Source organism: Izhakiella australiensis (assembly GCF_002006995.1).
GTDB classification, from domain to species: Bacteria; Pseudomonadota; Gammaproteobacteria; order Enterobacterales; family Enterobacteriaceae; genus Izhakiella; species Izhakiella australiensis.
This window is the reverse complement of record NZ_MRUL01000002.1, coordinates 437172-462259: the sequence shown is the minus strand read 5'-3', so window position 1 is coordinate 462259 and position 25088 is coordinate 437172. Positions and strand designations below refer to the sequence as shown.

The window sequence follows — 25088 nt, the reverse complement described above, 5'->3', positions numbered from 1 at the left end:
AGGGGCGCTGAGGCCAGGTTAAAGAGCGTTATCTAAGAAAAGCCTATTATATGCGTGATCGTTCAGGCGATCACTGTATTTAATAATAAAGCGATTCACCATGTCATTGAATGAGCGTGCGGTTAATTCTGCTCTTTTGCCTATTATTGCTTAACAACTGAATAAGAATCTGGCATGATTCTGTGCTTTCCGGAGGTGTCCGTGACCGCTTCTCTGATCTCTTTCCTGATTGCCATCACCATTCTTACTCTCACTCCTGGTTTTGATACCGCGTTAATACTGCGAACTTCAGCTGCCAATGGCTGGCGTAAAGCTGCTATGACCGCGCTGGGAATTAATCTCGGTTGCCTGGTATGGGGCGCTGCGGTTGGCTTTGGACTTGGCGCGCTGCTGCTGGCTTCGGAGCTGGCGTATAATCTGCTCAAAATTGCCGGTGCGATATATTTGCTCTGGCTGGGACTCGGCCTGCTACGGCATCCGCGCAGTTCGCTGGTGACGCCGGAAACAGATAAGAGCAACAGCCAAGGCTACGGCGCTTTCTTTATGAAAGGGTTCCTCGGCAATTTGCTCAACCCGAAGGTTGGCGTATTTTACGTCTCTTTCCTGCCGCAGTTTATTCCGGCGGATGCTTCCGTGGCGCTCTGGAGTATTGCCATGGCGGCGACGCATGACGTTATTGGCCTGAGCTGGGCGGCGGTATTAATTGCTTCGACGCAGTTTTTTGCCGGACACCTGCGCCGGCCGGCAGTAATGAAAATTATGGATCGCCTGACCGGGCTGGTATTTATCGGCTTTGCGGCAAGACTGGCGCTATCCCGGCGTTGAACGCCAGTGTCAGTACCGGCCCGGATGTTCGCCTTGCTTTTGCCAGCCGTGACCCGGCTGGCAATGCTCAGGGCTTGCTGGCAATCAGCACCGCGCGCAGTGGCGCCGGATAGCCCTCAACGGTTTTGCTGCTGTCATTCGGGTCGAGGAATTCAGCCAGCGACTCGCTGGTCATCCAGTCGGTGCGCCGCTGTTCGTCGACGGAAGTCAGCGCGCAGTCAACAATGCGCACGTCAACAAAACCGCATTTTTCCAGCCAGTTTTTCAGCGCCCCGGTTGAGGGGATAAAGTAAACGTTGCGCATCTGCGCATAGCGCTCGCCCGGCACCAGCACTTCACGATCGTTACCTTCAATAACCAGCGTTTCCAGTACCAGCTCGCCGCCGCTTAGCAGCTGATTTTTTAGCTGAACCAGGTGATCGAGCGGGGAGCGGCGGTGATAAAGCACGCCCATCGAAAATACCGTATCAAAAGCCTGTAGCGTCGGCAGTTGTTCAATGCCAAGCGGCAGCAGATGGGCGCGGCGATCGTTGCCGAGCAGCTTACGTACCGCCTCGAACTGACAGAGAAAAAGCTGCATCGGGTCAATGCCCACCACCAGCTGTGCGCCGGCGCCGACCATGCGCCACATGTGATAGCCGCTGCCGCAGCCGACGTCGAGCACCGTCTTGCCGCTTAGCGGCGAGATATGCGGCAGCACCCGCTGCCATTTCCAGTCGGAACGCCATTCGGTATTAATATCGACGCCGTACAGCGAGTAGGGGCCTTTGCGCCATGGCATCAGGTTACGCAACAGCGTTTCAATTCCCTGACGCTGACGATCGCTGAGATCAGGCGTGTCGGCGCTGACGCTGTGCAGCAAGTCGAGGACTTTCGGCTCTGGCTGCGGCAGGTGTTCAACTGAGCGCTCCCAGCGGGGAAAATGGCCGTGCTGCGCCTCGCGCTGCCAGGTGCCGAGCTGCGCCGGCAGGGTTTCCAGCCACAGCGCGAGGGGGCCGGTAGCAATTTGCTGATAAAAAGGGCCGAAATCTATCATTACTTAGCGTTTTCCTTAACTGCCACCAGCGAACCGAAGTTAAAGCACTGAAACCAGACGCCGGCGTGATGAAAGCCAGCAGAAGCCAGCCGGGCTTTATGATCGTCCACACTGTCGGTCAGCATCACGTTTTCCAGCATGCTGCGTTTCTGGCTGATCTCCAGCTCGCTATAGCCGTTGGCGCGCTTGAAGTCGTGGTGCATATCAAACAGCAGCTCGCCCACCGTTTGATCGGCAAAGCTAAATTTTTCCGAAAGCACCAGCGCGCCGCCGGGATTGAGTCCGGCGTACACTTTTTTCAGCAGCGCCAGCCGATCGTCCGGTTGCAAAAATTGCAGTGTGAAATTCAGCACTACCAGCGAGGCGTTTTCAATAGTCACTTCGCGAATATCGGCTTCGCGCACCTCAACCGGCGTTTGCGCCCGGAAAGCGTCAATGTGGCGACGGCAGCGTTCAACCATCGCCGGTGAGTTATCGACGGCGATGATGCGGCAGCCTTCAGCCTGGATATTGCGACGTACCGACAGGGTAGCTGCGCCGAGCGAGCAGCCGAGATCATAAACCTGCGAACCGGCGCTAACAAAGCGCCCGGCCAGCATGCCTATCATGGATATGATATTAGAATAGCCCGGCACCGAGCGTTGGATCATATCCGGGAATACTTCGGCGACGCGTTCATCAAATGTCCAGTCGCCAAGCTGGGCGATTGGCGCTGAAAACAGAGTATCGCGGTCAGACATTGTTTCTCTACCGGGGTGGTTTCAGGGAAGGCGCTATTCTGGCAGAAAGCGCGCCGGGCTGCATCCGTTCTGTCAGTGGACCGACAGCACCAGCTCCCAGGGAAGATAGACCAGATTAACGACCAGCATGGCGATAATCGCCGCCAGCGTCATCATCATACCGTTGCGCCGCCAGAACAGGATGCTGTGGCGCAGCCCCCGGGCGTGTAGCGCGCGTCCGATAAAGAAAAGCACCGCCAGCGCGTGCAGTATCCAGATCTCCGCGCCGTTCATCTCAGCCAGCAGCAATAAAATCAGGGTGATGGGAATATATTCTATCGAGTTACCCTGTACGCGAATGGCCAGGCGCAGTTCGGAAAAGCCGCCATCGCCGGTTGGCACGCGATACTGGCGCCGCAGGCGAATAACATCAAATGAAAACTTCAGAATAAACAGTGTGCCGATTACAGCGTAAAGTGCACTGACCATCGGAGGCTCCGGATTGGTTATTGTCTGGCGGCTATAATAGCGGCGAAGTGCGGGTAGCGAAAGAGAGGCGTTTAAACGCGCTATCTTATTAAAACAGGCTATCCTGGCGCGGCCAGTCCGGCATCGGACCGAGAGCGGGCAGCGCCTGCTGCAAATGCGGCCAGAGGTGCTGAACCAGCGCCGGGGCGAAAGCAATATCCGGCGTATGAATAAATAACCATGGCTGACCCTGCTGCAGCCAGTGCGGCAGCTTTTCCAGCCAGGCGCCAAACCAGTTAAGGTTCGCCGCCGGATCGTCGCCGCCGATAAAGCGAATCATTGGCTGGTCGGCGGTCATTAGCGCATGTACCGGCAGCCGCGGCTTCTTGCGCTGGGCCTCAATGACCGCCGGGCTATTGGGAACTGCGCTGTGTACGCCGCGGGTATCCAGTATGACGCGATTAACGCCCCGCTGGCGCAGACCCTGATTCAGTAAGCGCTCGGCATCGCCCTTGGCGAAAAATTCAGGATGACGAACTTCAACCCCGTAGTGAAAATCGGCGGGCAGCAGCTGCAAAAAGTCCCACAGCGCGGGCAGATCGGCAGGGGAGAAGGCTGCGGGCATTTGCAGCCAGTACTGGCCGATGCGTCCCTTCAACGGTGCCATCAGGGAAAAAAATTCAGTCAGCAGATCCTGACAGTTACGCAGCGCTGCCTGATGGCTGATGGTGGCGGGAAATTTAAAACAAAAGCGAAATTGATCGTCGGTCATATCGTGCCAGCGGCGGACGATTTCCGGGCGTGGCAGAGCATAGAGCGTGGTATTGCCCTCAACGCAGTTAAAATAGCGCGCGTAATCCGCCAGGGTTTCCATCCCCAGCCTTTTCCACTGAAGGTGCTGCCACTGCGGCAGGCCAATCCACGGGCGGACCATATTCTTTCCTTAATCAGATACAGGCAATGCCAGTGTAGCCTGGCCGTTTCACACAGCCAAATCAGCATCGCTGCCAGCCCGGCACCCAGGTCACAGAAGGCCTGGTTGTTTTTCGCGCCGGCGTAAGCGAGTTCGTTTGGTTATGCCGGGCAAACGGCGGACCGTCATCGCTATAAGTCCTGAGCCCAGGTCACAGAAGGCCCGACTGCTTTCCGCACCGGCACGAGCACATCCGTGTGGTTAGAGCAGGCAAATGGCAGGCCTTCGTCGCTGTAAGTCCTGAGTCCAGGTCGCAGAAGGCCCGGCTGCTTTCTGCACCGGCACAAGCACGTCCGTGTGGCCTGACGCGCGGCCATCCCTGGCCGCGAGTCTGCTGAAATCAGCCGGGCCTTCTCCTCCCCCGTAAACGTCTTCATCACTGTGAGTAAAAGATAAAACCTGGCCGGTGCCGGACAGAGTACCGGCAACATAGCCTTTGCCTTTAAGCCAGGCCCGTTTCCACGCTGCTAACAACCTGTTTAGCCTGGCTTTTCTGCGCCGAGTGAATGAAGCCCGCCAGGGTGAGCCGCAGGGATGCGGCGAAAGTAAGCGCCGCGTCGGGAACGCATCGCGAACGGCCCGTCAGGCGGGCTGAATGAGTGAGGGAATGGCATAGCCACGCAGAAACTGCCAGAAAGTCCGGGGTCAAGGGCTATGACGTCTGATAGCCCCTCGCCGGTCGTCCGCAGCGGCGGGCAGCGATGGCACTGGCCGCCCAGGCGAACGGAATATTCCACCGTTGGCGAACTAAACAACCCACGGCTGGCGAACAAATCAGCCAGACAGGCAAACGAAACACTCCACCGCAGGTGAAATAACGCATGCATACGCAGCCCCACCGCAGATGAAAATACCCGCTCCGGGCTCAAAGGGCCGTAACGAAACGGCCCTGCAACTCAAAGTGCGGCGATAATCTCATCGCTCTGACGAACGCGCGCGATGCGCGGAAATATCCACTGCAGGCTGCCATTGTGCTGCTCAGCGCTGGAGGCGGCGCAGGCGTCTTCGGCAATCACCAGATTAAAGCCCAGCTCCCAGGCGTTGCGTGCGGTAGATTCCACGCCGATATTGGTCGAGATGCCCGCCAGCACGATGGTATCGATAGCGCGGCGGCGCAGCTTCAGCTCAAGGTCGGTGCCGTAGAATGCTCCCCACTGACGCTTAGTGACTTCCAGATCGCCCGGTTGTTTGCCCAGCGCCGGCGGATAGTTCCACCAGTTTTCTGGCAGCGCGTGCCCCGGATTCGGTGCGTCGACCGGCTGTTTCAGGGCCTCGGAAAAATCAGCCGTCCAGCCTACGCGCACCAGGATTACCGGGGCATTATGGGCGCGGAACGTTTCCGCCAGCCTGGCGGCCCGGCTGACCACCTGCCCGGCGCTGTGCGGACCGCCGGCGAAAGGCAGGATCCCTTCCTGTAGATCGATCAGGACCAGTGCGGTCGATTTAGCATCTAATTTCAACATAGCGACTCCATAAGTGAAAATGACAAGAAAGGGGGGGTTAATGCGGCAGAGGGCATCTATCAAACGCTAAGCGCTGCGCTGAAGAAAGCATAAATGTGTTAACGATTGTTATTATAAGAACGCAAAGCGTTAGCAACGCGAAGAAACGCTGGCATCGGGCGCTGTCAGACTCTTATCCTGCCACGGTTTTTCTATTATACTGGCTGCCTTTTTCGCGGCAGCGTCTCTTCAAACGAAGGGCGACAGAATCTGGCATGGGTTCATGCCACAGCAGTAAGTCAAAAGGATATCCTAATGCGTACTCTTTATTGCGGACAGCTCAACCTGTCTCACGTTGGTCAGCAGGTAACCCTGTGTGGCTGGGTTAATCGTCGGCGCGATCTTGGTAGCCTGATCTTTATTGATATGCGTGACCGTGAGGGAATTGTTCAGGTGTTTTTTGACCCTGACCGCAAAGAGGCATTTGATTTGGCGTCCGAGCTGCGCAACGAGTTTTGCATTCAGCTCACCGGCACCGTGCGTGCGCGCGAAGAAAAGAACCGCAATTCTGATATGGCGACCGGCGAGGTAGAAGTTTTTGCCACCGAACTGACGATTATTAACCGTGCGGAACCGCTGCCGCTCGATGCGAATCAGAATAACAGTGAAGAAGCGCGGCTGAAGTTTCGCTATCTCGATCTGCGTCGACCGGAAATGGCGCAGCGTTTGAAAATGCGCGCGCGCATCACCAGCTTTGTGCGCCGCTTTATGGACGCCAACGGTTTTCTTGATATCGAAACGCCGATGCTGACCAAGGCCACGCCGGAAGGGGCGCGCGACTATCTGGTGCCAAGCCGGGTTCACAAAGGCAAATTTTATGCATTGCCGCAGTCGCCCCAGCTGTTTAAACAGCTGCTGATGATGTCCGGTTTTGATCGCTATTATCAAATCGTTAAGTGCTTCCGCGATGAGGATCTGCGCGCCGATCGTCAGCCGGAATTTACGCAAATCGACGTAGAAACCTCGTTTATGACCGCCGACCAGGTGCGCGTCATGATGGAAAAGCTGATTCGCGAACTATGGCTGACGGTCAAAGAGGTTGATCTCGGCGACTTCCCGGTCATGACTTTTGCCGAAGCCATCCGTCGCTATGGCTCTGACAAGCCTGATCTGCGCAACCCGATGGAGCTGGTGGACGTTGCTGACCTGGTTAAAGACGTTGAATTCAAAGTCTTCTCCGCGCCGGCCAACGATGTCAAAGGGCGCGTGGCGGCGCTGCGGGTGCCGGGCGGCGCGCAGCTGAGCCGTAAACAGATTGATGATTACGGCAAGTTTATTGAAACCTATGGTGCTAAAGGTCTGGCCTGGATTAAGGTCAATGAGCGTGCTAAGGGCCTTGACGGGATTACCAGCCCGGTCGCGAAGTTCCTCAGCGCAGAAATAGTTGACGCTATTCTGACGCGCAGCGCAGCAGCGGACGGCGACCTGATATTCTTCGGCGCAGATAAAGCCAACGTGGTGGCTGATGCTCTCGGTGCCCTGCGTCTTAAGCTGGGGCGCGATCTGCAACTTACCAACCTTGCTGCCTGGGCGCCGCTGTGGGTGATTGATTTCCCGATGTTTGAAGGCGACGACGAAGGCGGACTGGCCGCAATGCACCATCCATTTACCGCGCCGCGCGATATGTCGCCAGAAGATTTGCGCCAGGACCCGGAATCGGCGGTGGCAAATGCTTACGATATGGTGATCAACGGCTATGAAGTCGGTGGCGGTTCGGTTCGTATTCACAATGGTAAAATGCAGCAAACGGTCTTCAGTATTCTGGGCATTGAAGAAAAAGAGCAGCAGGAGAAGTTTGGCTTCCTGCTTGATGCGCTGAAGTACGGTACGCCGCCCCATGCCGGCCTGGCGTTCGGTCTTGACCGACTGGTCATGCTGTTAACCGGCACGGATAACATTCGTGACGTTATCGCCTTCCCGAAAACCACTGCGGCAGCCTGCCTGATGACGGAAGCGCCAAGCTTTGCAAACCAGGACGCGCTGGCAGATTTAGGGATTCAGGTGATGGAAAAGTACAAAGCGGAAAACCGTCAGTCTGGCTCAGGAAAGGCGTAATTAGTGGCTTTTAAGCAGCCGGTTTCGGTGCTGGTCGTCATCTGTGCGGCGGATACCGGACGGGTGCTGATGCTGCAACGGCGTGATGATGACAGCTTCTGGCAGTCGGTCACCGGCAGTCTGGAGGTGAACGAGCGGGCGCAGCAGGCTGCCGTTCGTGAAGTGCTTGAAGAACTGGCGATTGATATCCGGCGTGAAGGATTGCGGCTTGACGATTTGCAGCACAGCATTGAGTTTGAAATCTTTGCTCAGTTTCGTCACCGCTACGCGCCGCAGGTCACCCATAATCGTGAGCACTGGTTTCGCCTGGTTCTGCCCCATGAGCGGCAGGTTACCCTGAGCGAACACCTTGCGGCGCGCTGGCTGGATAAAGCCGCCGCCGCCGCGCTGACAAAATCCTGGAGTAATCGCCAGGCTATTGAAGAATATGTTTAAAATAGTGGCGTAATCTAGCCCCCGTATTATATAGAGAGATATCCCGATGGCCGGACATAGTAAATGGGCGAACACCAAACACCGTAAAGCAGCGCAGGATGCTAAGCGCGGTAAAATCTTCACCAAAGTTATTCGCGAGCTGGTGACGGCCGCAAAGCTGGGCGGTGGCGATCCGGGCTCGAACCCGCGCTTGCGCGCGGCGATGGATAAAGCCCTGGCTAACAATATGACCCGCGACACCATGGATCGCGCGATCGCACGCGGCGTGGGTGGCGATGATAACAGCAATATGGAAACCATCATCTATGAGGGATACGGTCCGGGCGGCTCGGCCATTATGGTGGAATGCCTGAGCGATAACCGTAATCGTACCGTCGGCGAAGTGCGTCATGCATTCACTAAAACCGGCGGCAACCTCGGTACCGATGGCTCCGTTGCCTACCTGTTCAGCAAAAAAGGGGTGATTTCCTTTGCGCCAGGACTGGAAGAGGATGCGGTAATGGATGCGGCGCTGGAAGCCGGCGCTGAAGATGTGGTGAGCTACGACGACGGCGCGATCGACGTCTTTACCGCCTGGGAAGAGTTCGGTCAGATAAAAGACGCCCTCGACGCCGCCGGACTGAAAGCGGACAGTGCAGAAGTTTCCATGATCCCTTCGACCAAAGCAGAAATGGACGCCGAGACCGCACCGAAGCTGCTGCGTCTGATTGATATGCTGGAAGATTGCGACGATGTGCAGGAGGTTTACCACAATGGTGAAATCTCCGATGAAATAGCTGAAACCCTTTGAGGATGATAGCTAAGCCGGCGGCGGCAGGAGACGCGTAATGGCGATTATTCTGGGCATCGACCCTGGCTCCCGCGTCACCGGCTACGGCGTAATCCGCCAGTTGGGCAGGCAATTGACTTACCTCGGCAGCGGCTGTATTCGCACGCAGGTCGATGATTTGCCGAGCCGGCTGAAGCTAATCTATGGCGGGATAAGTGAAATCATTACCCAGTTCAGCCCGGATTTTTTCGCTATCGAGCAGGTATTTATGGCGAAAAATGCCGACTCGGCGCTGAAGCTGGGCCAGGCGCGCGGAGCGGCGATTGTCGCGGCGGTGAATGCCGAACTGCCGGTATTTGAATACGCTGCGCGCCAGGTTAAGCAGACGGTGGTGGGCATCGGCAGCGCGGAAAAAAGTCAGGTGCAGCATATGGTGCGCACGCTGCTAAAACTGCCTGCGAATCCTCAGGCCGACGCCGCCGACGCGTTGGCGATTGCCATCACCCACTGCCACGTCAGCCAGAACGCTAACCGCCTGAGTGAAACGCGGCTGAATCTGGCGCGCGGGCGACTGCGTTCCTGAGTACAGGCTGGATATCCATCCAGCCTTTTTTATGTTATAACCAATCCACTTCCTCATTAGCATAAGGTAAACACGGTGATCGGTCGTCTTAGAGGCATTATTCTGGAAAAACAGCCCCCGCAGGTTCTGCTTGAAGCCAACGGTGTGGGCTATGAAGTGCATATGCCGATGACCTGTTTTTACGAGCTGCCGGCGCTGGAACATGAAGCCATTATCTTTACCCATTTCGTGGTGCGTGAGGACGCCCAGCTACTGTTTGGCTTTAACAGCAAGCAGGAACGCGCGCTGTTCCGCGAGCTGATTAAAGTTAACGGCGTAGGGCCGAAGCTGGCGCTGGCGATCCTCTCCGGCATGTCTGCCCAGCAGTTTGTCACCGCCGTGGAGCGCGAAGAGGTGGCGTCACTGGTTAAGATCCCGGGCGTCGGCAAAAAAACCGCCGAGCGTCTGGTGGTGGAAATGAAAGATCGCTTCAAAGGGATGCATGCCGACCTGTTTGCACCGGATACGGCGTTCGCCCTGACCAGCGAATCGCCTGCGGCGGCCGGTAATGATGCGGAGTCTGAAGCCGTTGCGGCGCTGGTGGCGTTGGGGTATAAACCGCAGGAAGCCAGTCGGATGGTGAGTAAAGTAGGGCGGCCGGATGCCGATTGTGAAACGCTGATCCGCGAAGCGCTGCGCGCGGCCATCTGAGGTAAGCATGATTGAAGCCGATCGCCTGGTTTCACCGGGCACCGTGAGTGACGAGGAGATAGCCGACAGAGCTATCCGCCCCAAACTGCTGGAGGAGTATGTCGGCCAGCCTGTGGTGCGCGAGCAGATGGAAATCTTCATCAAAGCGGCCAAAATGCGCGGCGACGCGCTGGATCATTTGCTGATTTTTGGGCCGCCAGGCCTTGGCAAAACCACCCTGGCGAACATCGTCGCTAACGAAATGGGCGTCAATCTGCGTACCACTTCCGGACCGGTGCTGGAGAAAGCCGGCGACCTGGCGGCGATGCTGACCAATCTTGAACCCCACGACGTGCTGTTTATTGACGAAATTCATCGCCTGTCGCCGGTCGTTGAAGAAGTACTCTACCCGGCGATGGAAGATTACCAGCTGGATATTATGATCGGCGAAGGTCCGGCCGCGCGATCGATTAAGCTGGATCTACCGCCCTTTACCCTGGTCGGCGCCACCACGCGCGCCGGCTCGCTGACCTCGCCGCTGCGCGATCGCTTCGGCATTGTGCAGCGCCTTGAGTTTTATCAGGTACCCGACCTGCAGCATATTGTGTCTCGCAGTGCGCGCTGTCTCGGACTCGATCTCTCCCCTGAAGGGGCGCTGGAAGTGGCGCGCCGCGCGCGCGGCACCCCGCGCATCGCCAATCGCCTGCTGCGCCGGGTTCGCGACTTCGCCGAGGTGCGCGCTGACGGTGAGCTGAGCGGCGAGGTGGCGGCAAAGGCGCTGGATATGCTGAACGTTGACACCGAAGGCTTTGACTACATGGACCGTAAGCTGCTGTTGGCGATTATCGATAAGTTTACCGGCGGCCCTGTCGGGCTGGATAACCTGGCGGCGGCTATCGGCGAGGAGCGTGAAACGATCGAAGACGTACTGGAGCCTTATCTTATTCAACAGGGTTTTATCCAGCGTACCCCGCGCGGGCGCATGGCGACACAGCACGCCTACCGTCATTTCGGTATTACCCGCGAAGAGTAGTAGCCACTGGTCGCCGCCTGCATCCCCGCTGGCAGGCGGCGGTGACGATTTCACTGTCGCCTGCCGCACCTGCGGATTTTCATAAGCAAACCCTCATTCCCGTTGCCGGCAGTTTGAATCCTGAGGCTGAGGAATAATCCTTAACCAGCCGATCAGGTTTTACTTGCCAGCCAGGTCATTTTCTCCGAGCCTAAGAGAAAAACAGGAGTCATGACATGGATATTATTTACTATCACCCTTCGTTTAACCCGGAAACCTGGCTCAATGGTATGAAGCGGCGCCTGCCGATGGCAAATGTGCGGCTATGGCAGCCCGGCGATGATGCGCCGGCCGACTACGCGCTGGCGCGTCAGCCGCCGGTAGAAATGCTGCAGGGGCGCACCGATCTTAAGGCGCTGTTTGCCCTTGGCGCCGGGGTGGACGATATTCTTGAACAGCTGAAACAGCATCCTTCGATGCTGACGCCGCAGATCCCCCTGTTCCGCCTTGAAGATACCGGCATGGCGGTGCAGATGCAGGAATATGCCTTGTATCACGTACTGAGCTGGTTCCGCCGCTTCCCGGAATACCAGCAGCAAAAGCAGCAGCATTACTGGCATCATCTTAAAAATCGCCGCCGCAGCGAGTTTGCTATCGGGATTATGGGCGCCGGCGTGCTGGGTAAAAGTGTAGCGGCGTGCCTGCGGCCGTTTGGTTTTCCGCTGCGCTGCTGGAGCCGATCGGCGAAGCAGATAGACGGCGTGACCAGCTATCATGGCGGCGAACAGCTGGCGGAGTTTCTTAGCGCCAGCCAGGTGCTGATAAACCTGCTGCCCAATACGCCGCAGACCGCCGGCATCATCAACCGCACGCTGATGCGTCAGCTGCCGCGCGGGGCGTTTATTCTGAATCTTGCTCGCGGTGCGCACCTGGTCGAAACAGATTTGCTGGCGGCGCTGGACGACGGAGAGATAGCCGGTGCTGCGCTTGATGTCTTTGCCAGCGAGCCGCTGAGCAGCGACCATCCTTTCTGGGCGCATCCGGCGGTGGCGATCACACCCCATAACGCAGCGGTTACGCTGCCGGATGAAGCGATGGACTACATCGCCGCGGCCATTCTCAAGCTTGAGGCCGGTGAAGCGCCTGCCGGCAAAGTGGATCGTAATCTCGGCTATTAGTCCTGACTCTGGCGGGATGCATGCTATCCTTGCTTTGACATTGAGGAGAATTTATATGCAGTATCCGGTCGACCTTCATATGCACACCGTTGCCAGCACCCATGCCTACAGTACGCTGCGGGACTACGTTTTACAGGCCCGGCAGGTTGGTATCAAGCTGCTGGCGATCACCGACCACGGCCCTGACATGGCCGATGCGCCGCACTACTGGCACTTTGTCAATATGCGCGTCTGGCCACGGCTGGTGGATGGCGTAGGCATACTGCGCGGCATCGAAGCCAACATTAAAAATATCAGCGGTGAAATTGACTGCAGCGGGCCGATGATGGATGCGGTGGATATTATTATCGCTGGTTTCCATGAGCCGGTGCTGCCGCCGCAGGATAAAGCGAGCAATACCGCAGCGATGATCGCGGCGATGGCGAGCGGCAAAGTACATATCATCAGCCATCCGGGCAACCCGAAGTATCCGGTAGATATTCCGGCAATAGCCGAGGCGGCGGCGCAGTATGAGGTTGCGCTGGAGCTCAATAACTCCTCATTTACCACCTCGCGCGTGGGAAGCGAGCCAAACTGCCGGGCGATCGTCGCGGCAGTGAAGCAGGCCGGCGGCCGTCTGGCGCTCGGTTCTGATTCGCACACTGCGTTCACCCTCGGTAATTTTGAACACTGCATTCGCATTATGAATGAAGTGGATTTCCCGCAGGAACGCGTGTTAAATGCTTCGCCGGCGCGTCTGCTGTCGTTTCTCGCGCAGCGCACCGGCAAAACGATTCCTGAGTTTGCTGAATTAATATCGTAACGGAAACCGATCAATGAATGAATTTTCCATCATCTGCCGCGTTCTTGGCTCGCTGTTTAACCGCCAGCCGCAGGACCCGCTGCTGGTGCCGCTGTTTACCCTGTTGCAGGAAGGGAAGCTGCAGCAGAGCTGGCCGCTGGAGCAGGATGATCTGCTAAACCGGCTGCAACAGAGCAGCGATCCGCAGGCGCTGGCGACTGACTATAACGCGCTGTTTGTCGGTGAAGATTGCCGCGTTCCGCCCTACGGTTCACGCTGGGAAAACGGTCCGCAGGAGGCAGAAGTCCGTCAGTTTCTACAGGGATTGGGTATGCCGTTGAGCGATGCGCCAGCCGATCATATCGGGCAGATTTTGCTGGCATCATCCTGGCTGGAAGATCAGGAATCTGCCGCCATCGGCGCTCAGATAACGCTGTTTGATGATTATCTGATGCCCTGGTGCGGACCGTTTCTTGGCAAGATGGAAGCGCACGCAACCACGGCTTTTTATCGCACGCTGGCGGCATTAACCCGCGACGCGATTCAGGCGATGCGTGAAGAGTTAGAAGAAGAGGACGAAGAGTAAGCGGAATTGCGCCACCGTCTTGAGCGATGGCGCCAGGTCGTTTATTTTTTTCCTTCGGCTGCGGCGGGAATATCCGTTACGTTATTGCAGGTAACGCCCGTCGGGCACCAGCTGTCCATCAGCTTTAGCGTAACGCCGTTTGTCCAGCCGAAGCCGTCCTGCAGCGGATATTCACCGCCGCCGCCGCCGCCCATGTTCTTGCCTTCCACGACGTACTTCTCAACCAGCTTATGTTCCTTATCATAGATTTTCTGCACGTTATTGAGAAAGCGCATGCCGATATCGCGTGCCAGCGCTTGCTTACCGTAATGATTCAGCCCTTCCACTGCCACCCACTGTAGCGGCGCCCAGCCGTTCGGCGCATCCCACTGCTGGCCATTATTTATGGTGGTGGTGACCAGACCGCCGGGTTTTAGCAGCTGGCTTTGTACTGCCGTGGCCGTACGGTCGGCCTGCTGCTGGCTGGCGATGTGCAAATAGAGTGGGAACAGCGTGGCCGCAGTCAGCTGCCCATGGAGGGCTTTTTTCTGCCAGTCATAATCGCCGTACCAGCCCTGTTTTTCATCCCACAGGACGTGGTTAATTGCCTGCTGGCGGGTTTTAGCCAGCTTGTCAAAGCGGTTACTGGCGGCGGCGTCCTTATTCAGCTTACTGGCTTTCGCCAGCGTCAGCTCAAGATGATAAAGCAGTGAGTTTAAATCCACCGGCAGCAGTGAGGTGGTGCGGATCGATGCCAGATCGTTGGGATTGTCAAACCAGCGCGAGCTGAAATCCCAGCCGGAGGCTGCGCCGGAGCGCAGGTCGCGCCATACCTGCTGCTTAGATCGCGACGGCGCTTTTTGCGCAGTTTGCACATCGTCCAGCCAGGATTCGGTGCGTGGCGCATCCCGGTCATCCCAGTAGCGGTTAAGGATGCTGCCATCACTGAGCTTAACTACCCGCAAAGCGGCATCGCCCGCTTTAAGCTTATCGGCACCGGCCATCCAGTAGCTGTATTCCTTCTGCAACTGCGGCAGATATTTGCGATAGACGCCGTCGCCGTTATGGCTTGCCAGCAGGTCGACCATCATGCTGAAAAACGGCGGCTGCGAGCGGCTGAGGTAGTAGCTACGATTGCCGTTCGGAATATGGCCGTAGCGGTCCAGCAGCGAGGCGAAGTTATCAACCATGTTTTGCACACTATCCCAGCGTCCGCTTTCGGCCAGGCCGAGCATGGTAAAATAGCTGTCCCAGTAGTAGACCTCGCGAAAGCGTCCGCCCGGCACGACGTAAGGTTTTGGCAGCGACAGCAGAGAGTCCCAGCGTGCCACCTTTTCGGAATTGCGCGTCAGAACCGGCCACAGTCCGTCAATGTGAGCTCGCAGGCTCTGTCCGGCGGGCGGAACGTACTTAGCACCGCTGCCGGGCAGGGTAAAGTTAAGTTCAATAAAATGCTTCAGATCGAAGTTACGCTGATGTTTTTGCATCTGCCAGTCAGCAAGAATGGTATTTGGATCGGATCTGGGGATAGCGTCTGCAAAGGTTTTCTGGTCCGGAAAGAGTTTGGCCGATTGCACTGCGGTATAAAGCGGTCCGAAACGTATATCAGGGGGTTGAGCACTTTCGTTGAGCATACGCTGCGGGCTGTCTGCCTGCGCAGGAAGGTTAACGCCAATCAGTAAGCCCGATAGCACCAGGGGCAGTACATTTGCGGATATGCTGCGGCAGTAACCGGCAGATTTTTGCATTGGTCTCTCCTTGTCATGTCTGACCCAGCTGTAACTAACTGAGCCTCAAACGACTTTAGACGAAGCTGGCAATTTTTCCCGTTTTTTGCCTGCAGACTGTGAAGGTGGTAATCGTACCAGTGGTCGTTAAAGGATTTTTGCCACCCCGGCGATGGCCGCGGCGCGCTCAGCGCACAGCTGACAAAAAGCCTGTGCGGCGCTGGTCTGCCAGCCCTGAGCGCGCTGGAGCAAAATAGCCGTACGGCGTAAGACGGCGTTGCGCAGCGCCAGCGCGGTCAAACCCGAAGCCGGATGCGCGATTGCGGCTGGCAACAGGGTAGCCAGCTGGCTGTGACGCACAATTTCGCATACTGCGCCGGGGGAGCTGGCCTCCATCATTACCGTGGGCGCAATATTATGGTGCAAAAAGAAATCATCAATCTGCCCGCGCGTAGCAAAGTCTCGCGTGAGCAAAATTAGCCGCTGATCGCCAAGCTGTGTTAATGACAAATCGGGGACGGCTGCAAGTGGATGCTGACGGCTGACCACCACCGCGAGAGTTTCATCAAACAGCGCTGTGCAGTTGAGACCGGCAGAGCGCGGCGCATCATAGGCCAGTCCGCAGTCTGCGTCATCGGACAGCAGCGCCGGTTCAATACGCTCCTGCGATAATTCATTCAGCCTGACGTGAATGCCCGGATAGCGGCAGGAAAACTCGGCCAGCAGCGGTCCCATCAGCCAGGCACTAAAGGTTGGCGTTACCGCCAGGCGCAGCTGGCCGCGACTTAAATCCTGCACATCATGAATTGCTCGCCGCCCTGATTCAAGCTGTTGCAGGGCCTGGCGCGCATACTGCAAATAAACCGCGCCGGCATCCGTTAGCCTGGTGGTGCGTCCGCTGCGGTCAAACAGCGGACTGCCGAGGTTTTCTTCCAGCTGTTTGATCTGCTGAGATAACGCCGGCTGCGAAACGTACAGCGCTTCGGCGGCGCGGGTGAAGTTACCGTGGTCGGCGACGGCAATAAAATAGTGGAGATGACGCAGGGACATGTTAATACCTATAAGGTTTACTTATAGCCATGATTGATATTCAGTATTTTAACTTATAGTAAAACGCCGCCATACTGCAAAAAGGTTTATTTTCAGGCGCAGATGCCTGATGCCAACAGTGAGGTGAGTAATGGATTTTATTAAGCGGACTATCGATCTGGCGATGAAAAACGTAGAAGAGGGGGGCCGTCCGTTTGCCACCGTTATTGTGCGTGCAGGGGAAATTGTCGCGGAAAGTCCTAATAAGGTCGCGCAAACTAATGATCCGACGGCCCATGCGGAAATTCTGGCGGTGCGCGACGCCTGTAAAAAACTGGGCAGAGAAAATCTTAACGATTGTGAAATTTATATCCTCGCCAGCCCTTGTCCGATGTGCCTTGGCGCACTGTATTACTGCAGTCCGCAACGGGTGAATTATATTACTACCCGCGAGGACTATGCGCCTTACTACCGTGACGATCGCCAGTATTTTGAACTTGAGACTTTTTACGATGAGTATTCAAAGCCGATCGCAGAAAGACGCATGCCGATGGTGCATCACGCCCATCATGACGCGATCAAAGTGTATCAACGCTGGAATGAACTGAATCAAGATTGATGCTGCTGATATTACCCGCCGGATTCTGGCGGGTAACACCCAGTGGCGCTAAACGGCAAATCGTGCCGCTAATTGGCTCTGACGACCTGCACGACGCGAAACGTCTGGAAAACTAACTCCATATTTTCGCTGAAGGTGCCTTCCCGGCTGAAAAAGTCCTGGTGGCCTTTACGCCAGTACGCCAGCGACAGATCGCCTTCGCCTTCCATCGCCGCCAGCGCTTCAGACATATCATTAAAACGGATAAGACCCAGCGACTGCATGCGGATAACGCATACCGGTTGTTCGCGGCCGTCGAGAATAATGTGGTAGCTTCCCAGCTTGACATCATCAGGCGCGTCCTGCTGATAGCAAGCCAGCGAGCAGCAGGACGCGGTTTTTATGCCGCGCACTACCAGCGATGCCAGCGTATCCGCCAGCTCGGCCGAGTCGCCGAATGCCCATGCCTGAGCGCCAGGATATAGCTGCTTGAGTTCTTCAACTGTCTGTGTCATCGCAAAATATTGCCTATCGGTAAGGGTCGCGCGTCGGCGACTTAATCATTAATCAGCCAGCGTTGATTGGCTGTCCGCGCTGATTTCCGCCGCAACGGCGCTTATTAGCTCGCGCAGCCAGTGCTGCGCCTGTGCGGCCTCGCTGCGGCGGTGCCAGATCAAGCAGAAAGTGATATCCGGCAGCGTCAGCGGCGGCTCAAACAGCCGCAGCTGCTGGCAGAAGGCGGAGTGGAGCACCACGCGTTTTAACAGCGTGGCGGCCAGATCCGAGCCGGCAACGATTGCCGGTACGGTAAACATGCTTTGCAGCGTCAGGCGCAGGTTACGCTGTAGCCTGCGCTGACGCAACTGCTCATCCACCAGGCCGTAGCGGTTGCCCTCAGGCGATACCAGAATATGCCCCAGCTGCAAAAACTGTGATTCGCTAAGGGTTTCGCCATCGTTGTGGTCTGAGCGGCGGACAATGGTAGCAAAGCTGTCCTGCAGCAGCGGGCGGGTGGCGATGCGACTCTCCGCACGCGTGGGCGCAATACCGATCGCTGCATCGGCTTTGCCGCTGTCCAGCCAGCTCACCGCTTCGTCACGATCGTTATACAGCTGGACGTGCAGAGTGACCTCCGGCGCCTGCTGCTGGAGGTGGCGCATGAGCGACGGCAGCAGGATTTGCTGGGCGTATTCGGCCATCGCCAGGTTAAAACTCAGCGGTTGCCTGGTGGGTAGAAATGGCTCGTCGGCGGCAACCAGTGCCGAAAGCGGACTCAGGGCCTGGGTAACATAGCGGCCAATTTCCTGCGCGCGCGGCGTGACGCTAAGTGAGCCGCCGGCGCGAATAAACAGCGGATCGTTAAAATGACGCCGCAGTCTGCCGAGGGCGGCGCTCATGGCCGGCTGGCTGACGCCGGCACGCTGTGCGGCGCGGGATACGTGGCGCTCGCTGAGTAGCGCGTCGAAGGCAACCAGCAGGTTTAAATCCAGACCGTAAAAATCCATGGTGCCTCTTTAGCTGTATTGATCAGAGTCGCTCTCTGAGCTGCTGCGCATAGTGAGACGGCGGCAGGCCGACGTGGCGCGTGAAGGCGGTGCTGAAAGTGCTGGCCGAACTGTAACCGACATACAGCGCAATCTCACTGAGGTTTTGCTGCTGGCGGCGCAATAAATCCTTGGCCAACGCCATGCGCCAGCTGAGCAGATACTCCATTGGCGGTACGCCCAGTGCGTTGCTGAAACGTTCAAAAAAGCTTGTGCGGGACAGGGCGGACTCTTTGGCCAGCGCGGCGACCGTCCAGCCATGAGCCGGACGATCGTGCATTATCCTTATCGCGGCGGCCAGGCGCGGATCGGCCAGCCCGCGTGCCAGACCTGGCGTTGTTGCACCGTTGTGTTCGGAGCGTAATGCCTCGATCAGCATCACTTCCAGCAGGTGATTCATTACCGCATCCCTGGCTGGCTTATCAGCACGGGACTCTTCGTTGAGCAAGGCAGCCAGCCGCGCAAGGCGGGGCTCTCCCTGGAGGTGAAGCAGTGTGGGCAGCAGGCTGAGCAACAGGCTGGCATCTGGCGAGCCAAAGGCGAACACGCCGCCCATCATGCGCAAATCGGGCGTTTGCTGACGATCGCCAAAATGCACCACGCCGGGGGCGAGGGTGGTGACCTGTGCGGTATGCAGCGGGGCTTGATCGTCGCTATGGGTCGAAACCGTGAATCCTGGATTCGCGGGCATCAGTATGAAATCACCCTGCCGTAGAGCAATTGGGGGCTGACCGTCAAAGGTCATCTCGCAGTGCCCTTCCAGCACGGCGCAGAAAAAGGCGTGCCCGGCATGGGGCTGACGTACCTGCCATCGACCGGAGCCGGTGACCAGCTTGGAGTAAGCTGCGCCCGGCTGCAACAGGGCAACGACCTGAGAAAGTGGGTCCATATCCGGACTCCTGCAAATGTCTTGCGGACTTTCGATTGTAGTTCATCCGCCACGTGCGATCTATGCTTAGCTTCTCTGATCGTCAACGGGAGCATTAAAATGAAAACTATTCTGATTACCGGCAGCTCTTCAGGGTTTGGCCTGGAGATTGCGCGCTACTTTTTGCAGCAGGGCTGGAAGGTGATAGCGACTATGCGGACGCCCAACACCGATATTTTACCTGCCAACGCTAATCTGAAAGTGCTGGCGCTGGATGTTACCGATGCAGGCAGTATTCAACAGCTCATCGCCGATGCCGGACCGATTGATGTTCTGGTAAATAACGCCGGGGTTGGTCTGATTGGCGCTGTGGAGTCCACGCCGCTGGCTACGGTGCGCGATATCTTTGAAACCAACACGATTGGCACCATCGCCATGACTCAGGCGGTGCTGCCGCAGATGCGCGAGCGCCGGTCGGGGACGATTATTAATGTGACGTCAGCCGTGACCATGACGCCCTTTACGCTGCTGGCGGTTTACAGCGCCAGTAAAGCGGCGGTAGAAACCTTCAGCCGCTCGCTGGCGAAGGAGGTTGAGGCCTTCAATGTGCAGGTGCGGATTGTGCAGCCCGGTCGCAGTCCGGAAACGCGCTTCGGTGAAAATGCGATGCCGCGGATGCAGGGAACCATTTCCGAACCCTATGCTGCGCTGGGTGAGCAGGTATTCAACAGCGTGCGCGGTGGCGGACCTGTTACCACCTCGCAGGACGTGGCCGAAGGCGTGTGGCGTGCCGCGACCGACAGCCAGGCGCCAATGCATATCCCGGCGGGAGAGGACTCGGTAGCGCTGGCCGCCTCGCTGGCGAAATAGCCGTAGCCTGGAGCGGATTTTTGCGCAGGCATCGCTTTATTATCACCCGGCCGCACGCCCGGTAAACGGCAGCCCCTTATTGCTGTAAGCCCGGCACCCCGGTCGCAGAAGGCCCGGCTGCTTCCCGCACCGGCACAAGTACGTCCGTGTGGCGAAACTACGCAAACGGCATCCCTCATTGCTGTAAGCCCGGTACCCAGGTCACAGAAGGCCCGGCTGTTTTCCGCACCGGCACAAGCACGTCCGTGTGACCTGGCGCACGGCCATCCCTGGCCGCGAGCCTGCTGAAATCAGCCAGGCCTTCTCCTCCCCCGCAAGCTTCTTCATCGTTTTAAGTAAAAAGATAAAAGCAGGTCTGTGCCGGATTGAATATCGGCAACCTGGTTTTGCTTTTTAATAAAAAACGGATGCCGTTTCCCACAAACCTGTACCAACAGGCTTTTCTGCGCCGAGCGAATGAAGCCCGCCAGGGTGAGCCGCAGGGAGGCGGCGAAAGTAAGCGCAGCGTCGGGAACGCATCGCGAACGGCCCGTACGGCGGGCTACATGCGTGAGGGAAGGGCGCAGCCACGCAGAAACTGCCGGAAGTCCGGGGTCAAGGGGCCATGACGTTTGATGGCCCCTTGCCGGTCGCCCGCAGCGGCGGGCAACTATGGCACTGGCCGCACAGGCGAACGGAACAGCCCACCAAAGGTGAAATAAGCGGCCACCGCAAAGGCGAATGGAACAACCCACCTAAGGTGAAGAAATCAGCCACCCGCTCGATAACAACGTTGAGGTACCAGCAAATCTGCTTCCTAACGCCGTTATCGATTAAAAACGGATGCCGTTTCCCACAAACCTGTACCAACAGGCTTTTCTGCGCCGAGCGAATGAAGCCCGCCAGGGTGAGCCGCAGGGAGGCGGCGAAAGTAAGCGCAGCGTCGGGAACGCATCGCGAACGGCCCGTACGGCGGGCTACATGCGTGAGGGTAGGACGCAGCCACGCAGAAACTGCCGGAAGTCCGGGGTCAAGGGGCCATGACGTTTGATGGCCCCTTGCCGGTCGCCCGCAGCGGCGGGCAACTATGGCACTGGCCGCACAGGCGAACGGAACAGTCCACCAGCGGTGAAATAAGCAGCCCACCGCAAAGGCGAACGGAACAACCCACCAAAGGTGAAATAAGTCGGGCTGGCAGGCGGGGAAACCCTCTTGCGGGATTAAAAGGGCCGCGACGCACCGGCCCTTAACTCACGACGCGAAATTACTTCAGGCAGGCTGCGCACTGGTTGTTGATCTGCTGGAAGAAATCATTCCCCTTATCATCAACCAGAATAAATGCCGGGAAGTTTTCTACCTCAATTTTCCAGATCGCTTCCATTCCCAGCTCGGCATATTCGACGCATTCCAGCTGCTTGATGCTTTGCTGTGCCAGCACCGCTGCCGGGCCGCCAATGCTGCCAAGGTAGAAGCCGCCGTGTTTGTGGCAGGCATCGGTCACTTGCTGACTGCGGTTCCCTTTCGCCAGCATAATCATGCTGCCGCCGTGAGACTGCAGCGAATCGACGTAGGAGTCCATCCGCCCGGCGGTCGTCGGGCCGAGTGAGCCGGAAGCATAGCCTGATGGCGTTTTCGCCGGCCCGGCATAATAGACCGGATGATCTTTAATGTATTGCGGCAGGCCTTCACCGCTATCGATGCGCTCTTGCAACTTGGCATGGGCGATATCACGGGCCACGATAATGGTGCCGTTGAGTGACAGGCGGGTCGAGACCGGGTAGGCGGACAGCTGCGCCAGAATCTCGTTCATCGGTCGGTTAAGGTCAACCTGCACCACTTCGCCTTCGCCCTGCTGGCGCAGTTCGGCGGGAATATAGCGGCCCGGATTATTTTCCAGCTTTTCAATCCAGATGCCGTCACGGTTAATTTTGGCTTTGATATTGCGATCCGCCGAGCAGGAAACGCCCATGCCGATCGGGCAGGAGGCGCCGTGGCGCGGTAGGCGGATTACCCGGATATCATGGGCGAAATATTTACCGCCAAACTGGGCGCCGAGGCCAAGCTTCTGGGCTTCCAGCAACAGTTCCTGCTCAAGCTGCAGGTCGCGGAATGCCTGACCGAGCTCATTGCCTTCGTGCGGCAATCCGTCGTAGTAGTGCGTGGATGCCAGCTTGACCGTTTTCAGGGTACTTTCCGCTGAGGTGCCGCCGATAACAAACGCAATATGATAGGGCGGGCAGGCTGCGGTGCCGAGGGTACGCATTTTATCTACCAGGTAATTTTTCAACTTCGCCGGCGTCAGTAACGCTTTCGTTTCCTGATAGAGATAGGTTTTATTCGCTGAACCGCCGCCTTTAGCGATGCAGAGAAACTTATATTCGTCGCCGTCAACGCTGTACAGGTCGATCTGCGCCGGCAGGTTGGTGCCGGTGTTGACCTCCCGATACATATCCAGCGCGGCGTTTTGCGAATAGCGCAGGTTATCTTCGATATAGGTGTTGTACACCCCCTGCGACAGCGCTGCTTCATCGCCACCGCCGGTCCAGACGCGCTGACCTTTTTTCCCGCTAATGATTGCGGTGCCGGTATCCTGGCAGGTTGGCAATACGCCTTTAGCGGCGATTTCAGAGTTGCGCAGAAACTGCAGTGCCACGTAGCGATCGTTTTCGCTGGCCTGCGGATCGTCAAGGATCGCAGCTACCTGTTGCTGATGCGCCGGGCGCAGCATAAAGGAGGCATCATGAAACGCCTGCTGTGCCAGCAGCGTCAGTGCTTGCGGATCGATTTTCAGCACTTGCTCACCGGCAAAATCAGCGACCGAAACGTAGTCACTGCTTAGCAGATAATATTCGGTGTCATCTTTTGCCAGCGGGAAAGGATCTTGGTAATGAAAGGGTTTATTCGACATTTCAGCTCACTTAATCGCCGGCAGTCCGGGCCATCTGGCAGGCAGGGATGCAGCGTTGGTCTTTGCTATTTGTTGTTATTGCGCCAGTCCGTTTTTGGGACTGGCGCGGTAGTCTAACACTTTGCGAATCTATTTTAACTCTTTGTTAACTCTATCAGAACATCATCACCATCCACGGATAGGCGATGGCCATCAGCGCGACCAGGAAGATAGCGCCGAAAATTGTGCCGAGACGCCAGTAATCTTTAGTTGGCAGGTAGCCGCTGCCGTAGTAGATAGGGCTGGGGCCAGTACCGTACGGAGTGATAATGCCCATTACGCCCAGCGAGGTCACCATCATCAGACAGAATACCGGCATATTGATGCCCGGAATGGACGCGGCGATAGTCAGCATGGCCGGCAGCAGGGCGGTGGTATGCGCGGTGGTGCTGGCAAACAGGTAGTGCAGCAGATAGAAGGCGACCAGCAGCATTACCGCTGAGACCTGCGGGTCAATGCCGTGCAGCAGCTGACCTCCTTCTTTACCCAACCAGGCAATAAAGCCCACTTTTGCCAGACCGTCTGCCAGCGCCACCAGCGTGGCGAACCAGGCGAAGGTATTCCAGGCCGCTTTGTTACTGGTAATGTCGTTCCAGTTCAGCACGCCGGTCCACAGCATTAACACGATAACCAGCAGGGCGGCCATTGCCGGTTCAATCCACGCGGTAGCGAAAATCCACATCATCAGCGCGCAGATGACAAACACCAGCAGCAGGATTTCATTACGAGACAGCTTGCCCAGTTTCTCCAGTTCCTTGCTGGCCCAGCGCGGCACCTCATCGTTGAACTTCACTTCCGGCGGATAGAACCAGTAGGCTAGCAGCGGCATGGTGAGAATCAGCAGTACGCCAAGAGGCAGGAAGGCAAGAAACCAGGTGCCCCATGAAATGTCGAAACCGACCACGCTTTTCACCAGCGCCAGCGCCAGCAGGTTGGGCGCCAGGGCGGAAAGAAACATTGAGCTGGTGATACAGGCCGCAGTGATAGCGACCCACATCAGATACGAACCGATGCGGCGCGCACTGGGGTCGTTTGGTTTTGAATCATACAGCGGCGGCAGGTTGGCGATAATAGGATAAATTGTGCCACCACTGCGTGCGGTATTTGACGGCGTGAACGGTGCCAGCAGCAGGTCAGCAAAGGTAATTGCGTAACCGAGCGTCAGGCTGCGCCGACCGAGATATTTCACCAGGATCAGCGCCAGGCGGCGGCCGAACTGGGTTTTATCATAGCCAGCGGCGAACATGAAGGCGCCGAAGATCAGCCATACGGTCGAGTTACCGAATCCGCTAACCGCCCATTTAAAGGCCTGCGATGCCGGATTAAACTTCGGCGTTGCCAACTCGGCCGGGCTGAACAGCAGCCACTGGCTGAATAGCGCGATCACCACCACGCCGGTCAGGCCGATTACCGCCCCCGGCAGGGGTTCAAAGATCAGGCCGACGATCACCCCGACAAAGACAGCGAAGAAACGCCAGGTATAAGGCTCCAAACCGCCGGGAACCGGAACCAGCAACAGCAGGACAGAGACAACGACCGGCAGGAACAGCATTATCAGCCGATTTTTTTTACCTGGAGAAGCCGATACGGCTTTTGCAGGTTTACTGGAAGTTGATAGTGGTTTCATAGTATTGGTCTGCAAGTTAGGAAGAATGCGTTATACGCCCCGGTATTTCATGTCTACTTTTTTAGTTGCTCAATTGCTTTTTTTCAACTTTATAACCGTGACATCGATAGATCTTATTTATTCTTGGGAAAGGTCTTAACTGAAATAATAATGCCACCCATAGCGGCATAATGCGATTAATTAGATCTGGCACTTTGATCTGGATCAATAAAATTTCACCGTGAAATTTATTTTTTCTATTATTCTAATATATTCGGATAAAGCTCACTTAGTCAGAGTCATCCTGGTAAGTTTGAATGTACAATATTAGTCTTTTTTGTACAAATGCT

The 25088-nt window shown here is 56.9% G+C and carries 26 protein-coding genes; 13 read left to right on the top strand and 13 right to left on the bottom strand.

From position 1 onward, the window contains the following. Positions 1-201: 201 nt before the first annotated feature. Complete coding sequence (locus tag BTJ39_RS05465; RefSeq protein ID WP_176110232.1) at positions 202-825, top strand: LysE family translocator; 624 nt, start codon at positions 202-204, stop codon at positions 823-825. 67 nt (positions 826-892) lie between these two features. On the opposite strand, the gene cmoB is transcribed toward BTJ39_RS05465, so the two are convergent. The 6 genes from cmoB to BTJ39_RS05440 all read right to left on the bottom strand — a co-directional run bounded on the left by cmoB (position 893) and on the right by BTJ39_RS05440 (position 5484). Further along, entirely contained in the window at positions 893-1861 is a 969-nt protein-coding gene (gene cmoB / locus BTJ39_RS05460) for a tRNA 5-methoxyuridine(34)/uridine 5-oxyacetic acid(34) synthase CmoB (RefSeq protein WP_078001663.1), read from the bottom strand. Then, a complete protein-coding gene (gene cmoA, locus BTJ39_RS05455; protein ID WP_078001662.1) occupies positions 1861-2601 on the bottom strand; it encodes a carboxy-S-adenosyl-L-methionine synthase CmoA in 741 nt (246 codons plus the stop codon). The genes cmoB and cmoA overlap by 1 nt, the downstream gene beginning before the upstream one ends. Before the next feature lie 72 nt (positions 2602-2673). After that, positions 2674-3069, bottom strand: a complete 396-nt coding sequence (locus BTJ39_RS05450) for an MAPEG family protein (protein ID WP_078001661.1) — start codon at positions 3067-3069, stop codon at positions 2674-2676. 88 nt (positions 3070-3157) lie between these two features. Next, entirely contained in the window at positions 3158-3982 is an 825-nt protein-coding gene (locus BTJ39_RS05445) for a DUF72 domain-containing protein (protein WP_078001660.1), read from the bottom strand. 518 nt (positions 3983-4500) lie between these two features. Next, complete coding sequence (locus BTJ39_RS24510) at positions 4501-4848, bottom strand: hypothetical protein (RefSeq protein ID WP_139356315.1); 348 nt, start codon at positions 4846-4848, stop codon at positions 4501-4503. Between the two features lie 69 nt (positions 4849-4917). Next, on the bottom strand, positions 4918-5484 hold the full coding sequence (locus BTJ39_RS05440; protein ID WP_078001659.1) for a hydrolase: 567 nt from the start codon (positions 5482-5484) through the stop codon (positions 4918-4920). Between the two features lie 294 nt (positions 5485-5778). Here BTJ39_RS05440 and aspS point away from each other — a divergent pair, with 294 nt between their 5' ends. From aspS to BTJ39_RS05395, 9 genes are all read left to right on the top strand, one after another. After that, positions 5779-7578, top strand: a complete 1800-nt coding sequence (gene aspS / locus BTJ39_RS05435; RefSeq protein WP_078001658.1) for an aspartate--tRNA ligase — start codon at positions 5779-5781, stop codon at positions 7576-7578. A gap of 3 nt (positions 7579-7581) precedes the next feature. Continuing rightward, positions 7582-8013 carry a dihydroneopterin triphosphate diphosphatase gene (gene nudB / locus BTJ39_RS05430; protein ID WP_078001657.1) on the top strand — a complete coding sequence of 144 codons (432 nt, stop codon included), beginning with the start codon at positions 7582-7584 and terminating at the stop codon, positions 8011-8013. 46 nt (positions 8014-8059) lie between these two features. Further along, complete coding sequence (locus BTJ39_RS05425; RefSeq protein ID WP_078001656.1) at positions 8060-8803, top strand: YebC/PmpR family DNA-binding transcriptional regulator; 744 nt, start codon at positions 8060-8062, stop codon at positions 8801-8803. A gap of 37 nt (positions 8804-8840) precedes the next feature. Then, positions 8841-9365: a crossover junction endodeoxyribonuclease RuvC gene (ruvC, locus tag BTJ39_RS05420; RefSeq protein ID WP_078001655.1), complete on the top strand. Its 525-nt coding sequence runs from the start codon at positions 8841-8843 to the stop codon at positions 9363-9365. 75 nt (positions 9366-9440) lie between these two features. After that, on the top strand, positions 9441-10055 hold the full coding sequence (gene ruvA, locus BTJ39_RS05415) for a Holliday junction branch migration protein RuvA (RefSeq protein ID WP_078001654.1): 615 nt from the start codon (positions 9441-9443) through the stop codon (positions 10053-10055). Positions 10056-10062: 7 nt separating this feature from the next. Continuing rightward, positions 10063-11067, top strand: a complete 1005-nt coding sequence (gene ruvB / locus BTJ39_RS05410) for a Holliday junction branch migration DNA helicase RuvB (RefSeq protein WP_078001653.1) — start codon at positions 10063-10065, stop codon at positions 11065-11067. 215 nt (positions 11068-11282) lie between these two features. Then, on the top strand, positions 11283-12224 hold the full coding sequence (gene ghrA, locus BTJ39_RS05405; protein WP_078001652.1) for a glyoxylate/hydroxypyruvate reductase GhrA: 942 nt from the start codon (positions 11283-11285) through the stop codon (positions 12222-12224). Between the two features lie 55 nt (positions 12225-12279). Beyond that, complete coding sequence (locus tag BTJ39_RS05400; RefSeq protein ID WP_078001651.1) at positions 12280-13026, top strand: phosphatase; 747 nt, start codon at positions 12280-12282, stop codon at positions 13024-13026. Positions 13027-13039: 13 nt separating this feature from the next. Further along, complete coding sequence (locus BTJ39_RS05395) at positions 13040-13591, top strand: TorD/DmsD family molecular chaperone (protein WP_078001650.1); 552 nt, start codon at positions 13040-13042, stop codon at positions 13589-13591. 41 nt (positions 13592-13632) lie between these two features. Here BTJ39_RS05395 and treA read toward each other — a convergent pair whose 3' ends face one another. Both treA and cynR read right to left on the bottom strand, forming a co-directional pair. Further along, positions 13633-15318 carry an alpha,alpha-trehalase TreA gene (treA, locus tag BTJ39_RS05390; protein ID WP_078001649.1) on the bottom strand — a complete coding sequence of 562 codons (1686 nt, stop codon included), beginning with the start codon at positions 15316-15318 and terminating at the stop codon, positions 13633-13635. 126 nt (positions 15319-15444) lie between these two features. Next, positions 15445-16347, bottom strand: coding sequence for a transcriptional regulator CynR (cynR, locus tag BTJ39_RS05385; protein ID WP_078001648.1), 903 nt, complete (start codon positions 16345-16347; stop codon positions 15445-15447). Between the two features lie 130 nt (positions 16348-16477). Between cynR and BTJ39_RS05380 the strand changes: the two genes are divergently transcribed. Next, positions 16478-16945, top strand: a complete 468-nt coding sequence (locus BTJ39_RS05380) for a nucleoside deaminase (protein WP_078001647.1) — start codon at positions 16478-16480, stop codon at positions 16943-16945. 68 nt (positions 16946-17013) lie between these two features. Here the strand turns inward: BTJ39_RS05380 and BTJ39_RS05375 are convergent, their stop codons facing one another. The 3 genes from BTJ39_RS05375 to BTJ39_RS05365 are packed head-to-tail and all read right to left on the bottom strand — an operon-like array spanning position 17014 to position 19357. Then, on the bottom strand, positions 17014-17439 hold the full coding sequence (locus BTJ39_RS05375; protein WP_078001646.1) for an ASCH domain-containing protein: 426 nt from the start codon (positions 17437-17439) through the stop codon (positions 17014-17016). Positions 17440-17487: 48 nt separating this feature from the next. Then, positions 17488-18429 (bottom strand): LysR family transcriptional regulator, encoded by a 942-nt coding sequence (locus BTJ39_RS05370; RefSeq protein ID WP_078001645.1) that lies wholly within the window; start codon positions 18427-18429, stop codon positions 17488-17490. 22 nt (positions 18430-18451) lie between these two features. After that, the gene (locus BTJ39_RS05365) at positions 18452-19357 is read right to left on the bottom strand and encodes an AraC family transcriptional regulator (protein WP_078001644.1); all 906 of its coding nucleotides are present in this window, start codon (positions 19355-19357) and stop codon (positions 18452-18454) included. A 99-nt stretch (positions 19358-19456) separates the two neighbouring features. Between BTJ39_RS05365 and BTJ39_RS05360 the strand changes: the two genes are divergently transcribed. Beyond that, entirely contained in the window at positions 19457-20206 is a 750-nt protein-coding gene (locus tag BTJ39_RS05360; RefSeq protein WP_078001643.1) for an SDR family oxidoreductase, read from the top strand. Between the two features lie 247 nt (positions 20207-20453). Beyond that, positions 20454-20603, top strand: a complete 150-nt coding sequence (locus BTJ39_RS24780) for a hypothetical protein (RefSeq protein ID WP_176110231.1) — start codon at positions 20454-20456, stop codon at positions 20601-20603. 846 nt (positions 20604-21449) lie between these two features. On the opposite strand, the gene fumA is transcribed toward BTJ39_RS24780, so the two are convergent. Together fumA and BTJ39_RS05350 are read right to left on the bottom strand one after the other, a co-directional pair. Further along, positions 21450-23093, bottom strand: a complete 1644-nt coding sequence (gene fumA / locus BTJ39_RS05355) for a class I fumarate hydratase FumA (RefSeq protein ID WP_078001642.1) — start codon at positions 23091-23093, stop codon at positions 21450-21452. Positions 23094-23247: 154 nt separating this feature from the next. Beyond that, positions 23248-24759, bottom strand: a complete 1512-nt coding sequence (locus BTJ39_RS05350) for a DASS family sodium-coupled anion symporter (RefSeq protein WP_078001641.1) — start codon at positions 24757-24759, stop codon at positions 23248-23250. Between the last annotated feature and the right edge of the window lie 329 nt (positions 24760-25088).

Coding starts and splice junctions, on each gene's coding strand:
- cmoB (WP_078001663.1), bottom strand. CDS start 1,861: ATGATAGATTTCGGCCCTTTTTATCAGCAAATTGCTACCGGCCCCCTC.
- cmoA (WP_078001662.1), bottom strand. CDS start 2,601: ATGTCTGACCGCGATACTCTGTTTTCAGCGCCAATCGCCCAGCTTGGC.
- BTJ39_RS05450 (WP_078001661.1), bottom strand. CDS start 3,069: ATGGTCAGTGCACTTTACGCTGTAATCGGCACACTGTTTATTCTGAAG.
- BTJ39_RS05445 (WP_078001660.1), bottom strand. CDS start 3,982: ATGGTCCGCCCGTGGATTGGCCTGCCGCAGTGGCAGCACCTTCAGTGG.
- BTJ39_RS24510 (WP_139356315.1), bottom strand. CDS start 4,848: ATGCATGCGTTATTTCACCTGCGGTGGAGTGTTTCGTTTGCCTGTCTG.
- BTJ39_RS05440 (WP_078001659.1), bottom strand. CDS start 5,484: ATGTTGAAATTAGATGCTAAATCGACCGCACTGGTCCTGATCGATCTA.
- aspS (WP_078001658.1), top strand. CDS start 5,779: ATGCGTACTCTTTATTGCGGACAGCTCAACCTGTCTCACGTTGGTCAG.
- BTJ39_RS05425 (WP_078001656.1), top strand. CDS start 8,060: ATGGCCGGACATAGTAAATGGGCGAACACCAAACACCGTAAAGCAGCG.
- ruvC (WP_078001655.1), top strand. CDS start 8,841: ATGGCGATTATTCTGGGCATCGACCCTGGCTCCCGCGTCACCGGCTAC.
- ruvB (WP_078001653.1), top strand. CDS start 10,063: ATGATTGAAGCCGATCGCCTGGTTTCACCGGGCACCGTGAGTGACGAG.
- ghrA (WP_078001652.1), top strand. CDS start 11,283: ATGGATATTATTTACTATCACCCTTCGTTTAACCCGGAAACCTGGCTC.
- BTJ39_RS05400 (WP_078001651.1), top strand. CDS start 12,280: ATGCAGTATCCGGTCGACCTTCATATGCACACCGTTGCCAGCACCCAT.
- BTJ39_RS05395 (WP_078001650.1), top strand. CDS start 13,040: ATGAATGAATTTTCCATCATCTGCCGCGTTCTTGGCTCGCTGTTTAAC.
- treA (WP_078001649.1), bottom strand. CDS start 15,318: ATGCAAAAATCTGCCGGTTACTGCCGCAGCATATCCGCAAATGTACTG.
- cynR (WP_078001648.1), bottom strand. CDS start 16,347: ATGTCCCTGCGTCATCTCCACTATTTTATTGCCGTCGCCGACCACGGT.
- BTJ39_RS05380 (WP_078001647.1), top strand. CDS start 16,478: ATGGATTTTATTAAGCGGACTATCGATCTGGCGATGAAAAACGTAGAA.
- BTJ39_RS05375 (WP_078001646.1), bottom strand. CDS start 17,439: ATGACACAGACAGTTGAAGAACTCAAGCAGCTATATCCTGGCGCTCAG.
- BTJ39_RS05370 (WP_078001645.1), bottom strand. CDS start 18,429: ATGGATTTTTACGGTCTGGATTTAAACCTGCTGGTTGCCTTCGACGCG.
- BTJ39_RS05365 (WP_078001644.1), bottom strand. CDS start 19,357: ATGGACCCACTTTCTCAGGTCGTTGCCCTGTTGCAGCCGGGCGCAGCT.
- BTJ39_RS05360 (WP_078001643.1), top strand. CDS start 19,457: ATGAAAACTATTCTGATTACCGGCAGCTCTTCAGGGTTTGGCCTGGAG.
- fumA (WP_078001642.1), bottom strand. CDS start 23,093: ATGTCGAATAAACCCTTTCATTACCAAGATCCTTTCCCGCTGGCAAAA.
- BTJ39_RS05350 (WP_078001641.1), bottom strand. CDS start 24,759: ATGAAACCACTATCAACTTCCAGTAAACCTGCAAAAGCCGTATCGGCT.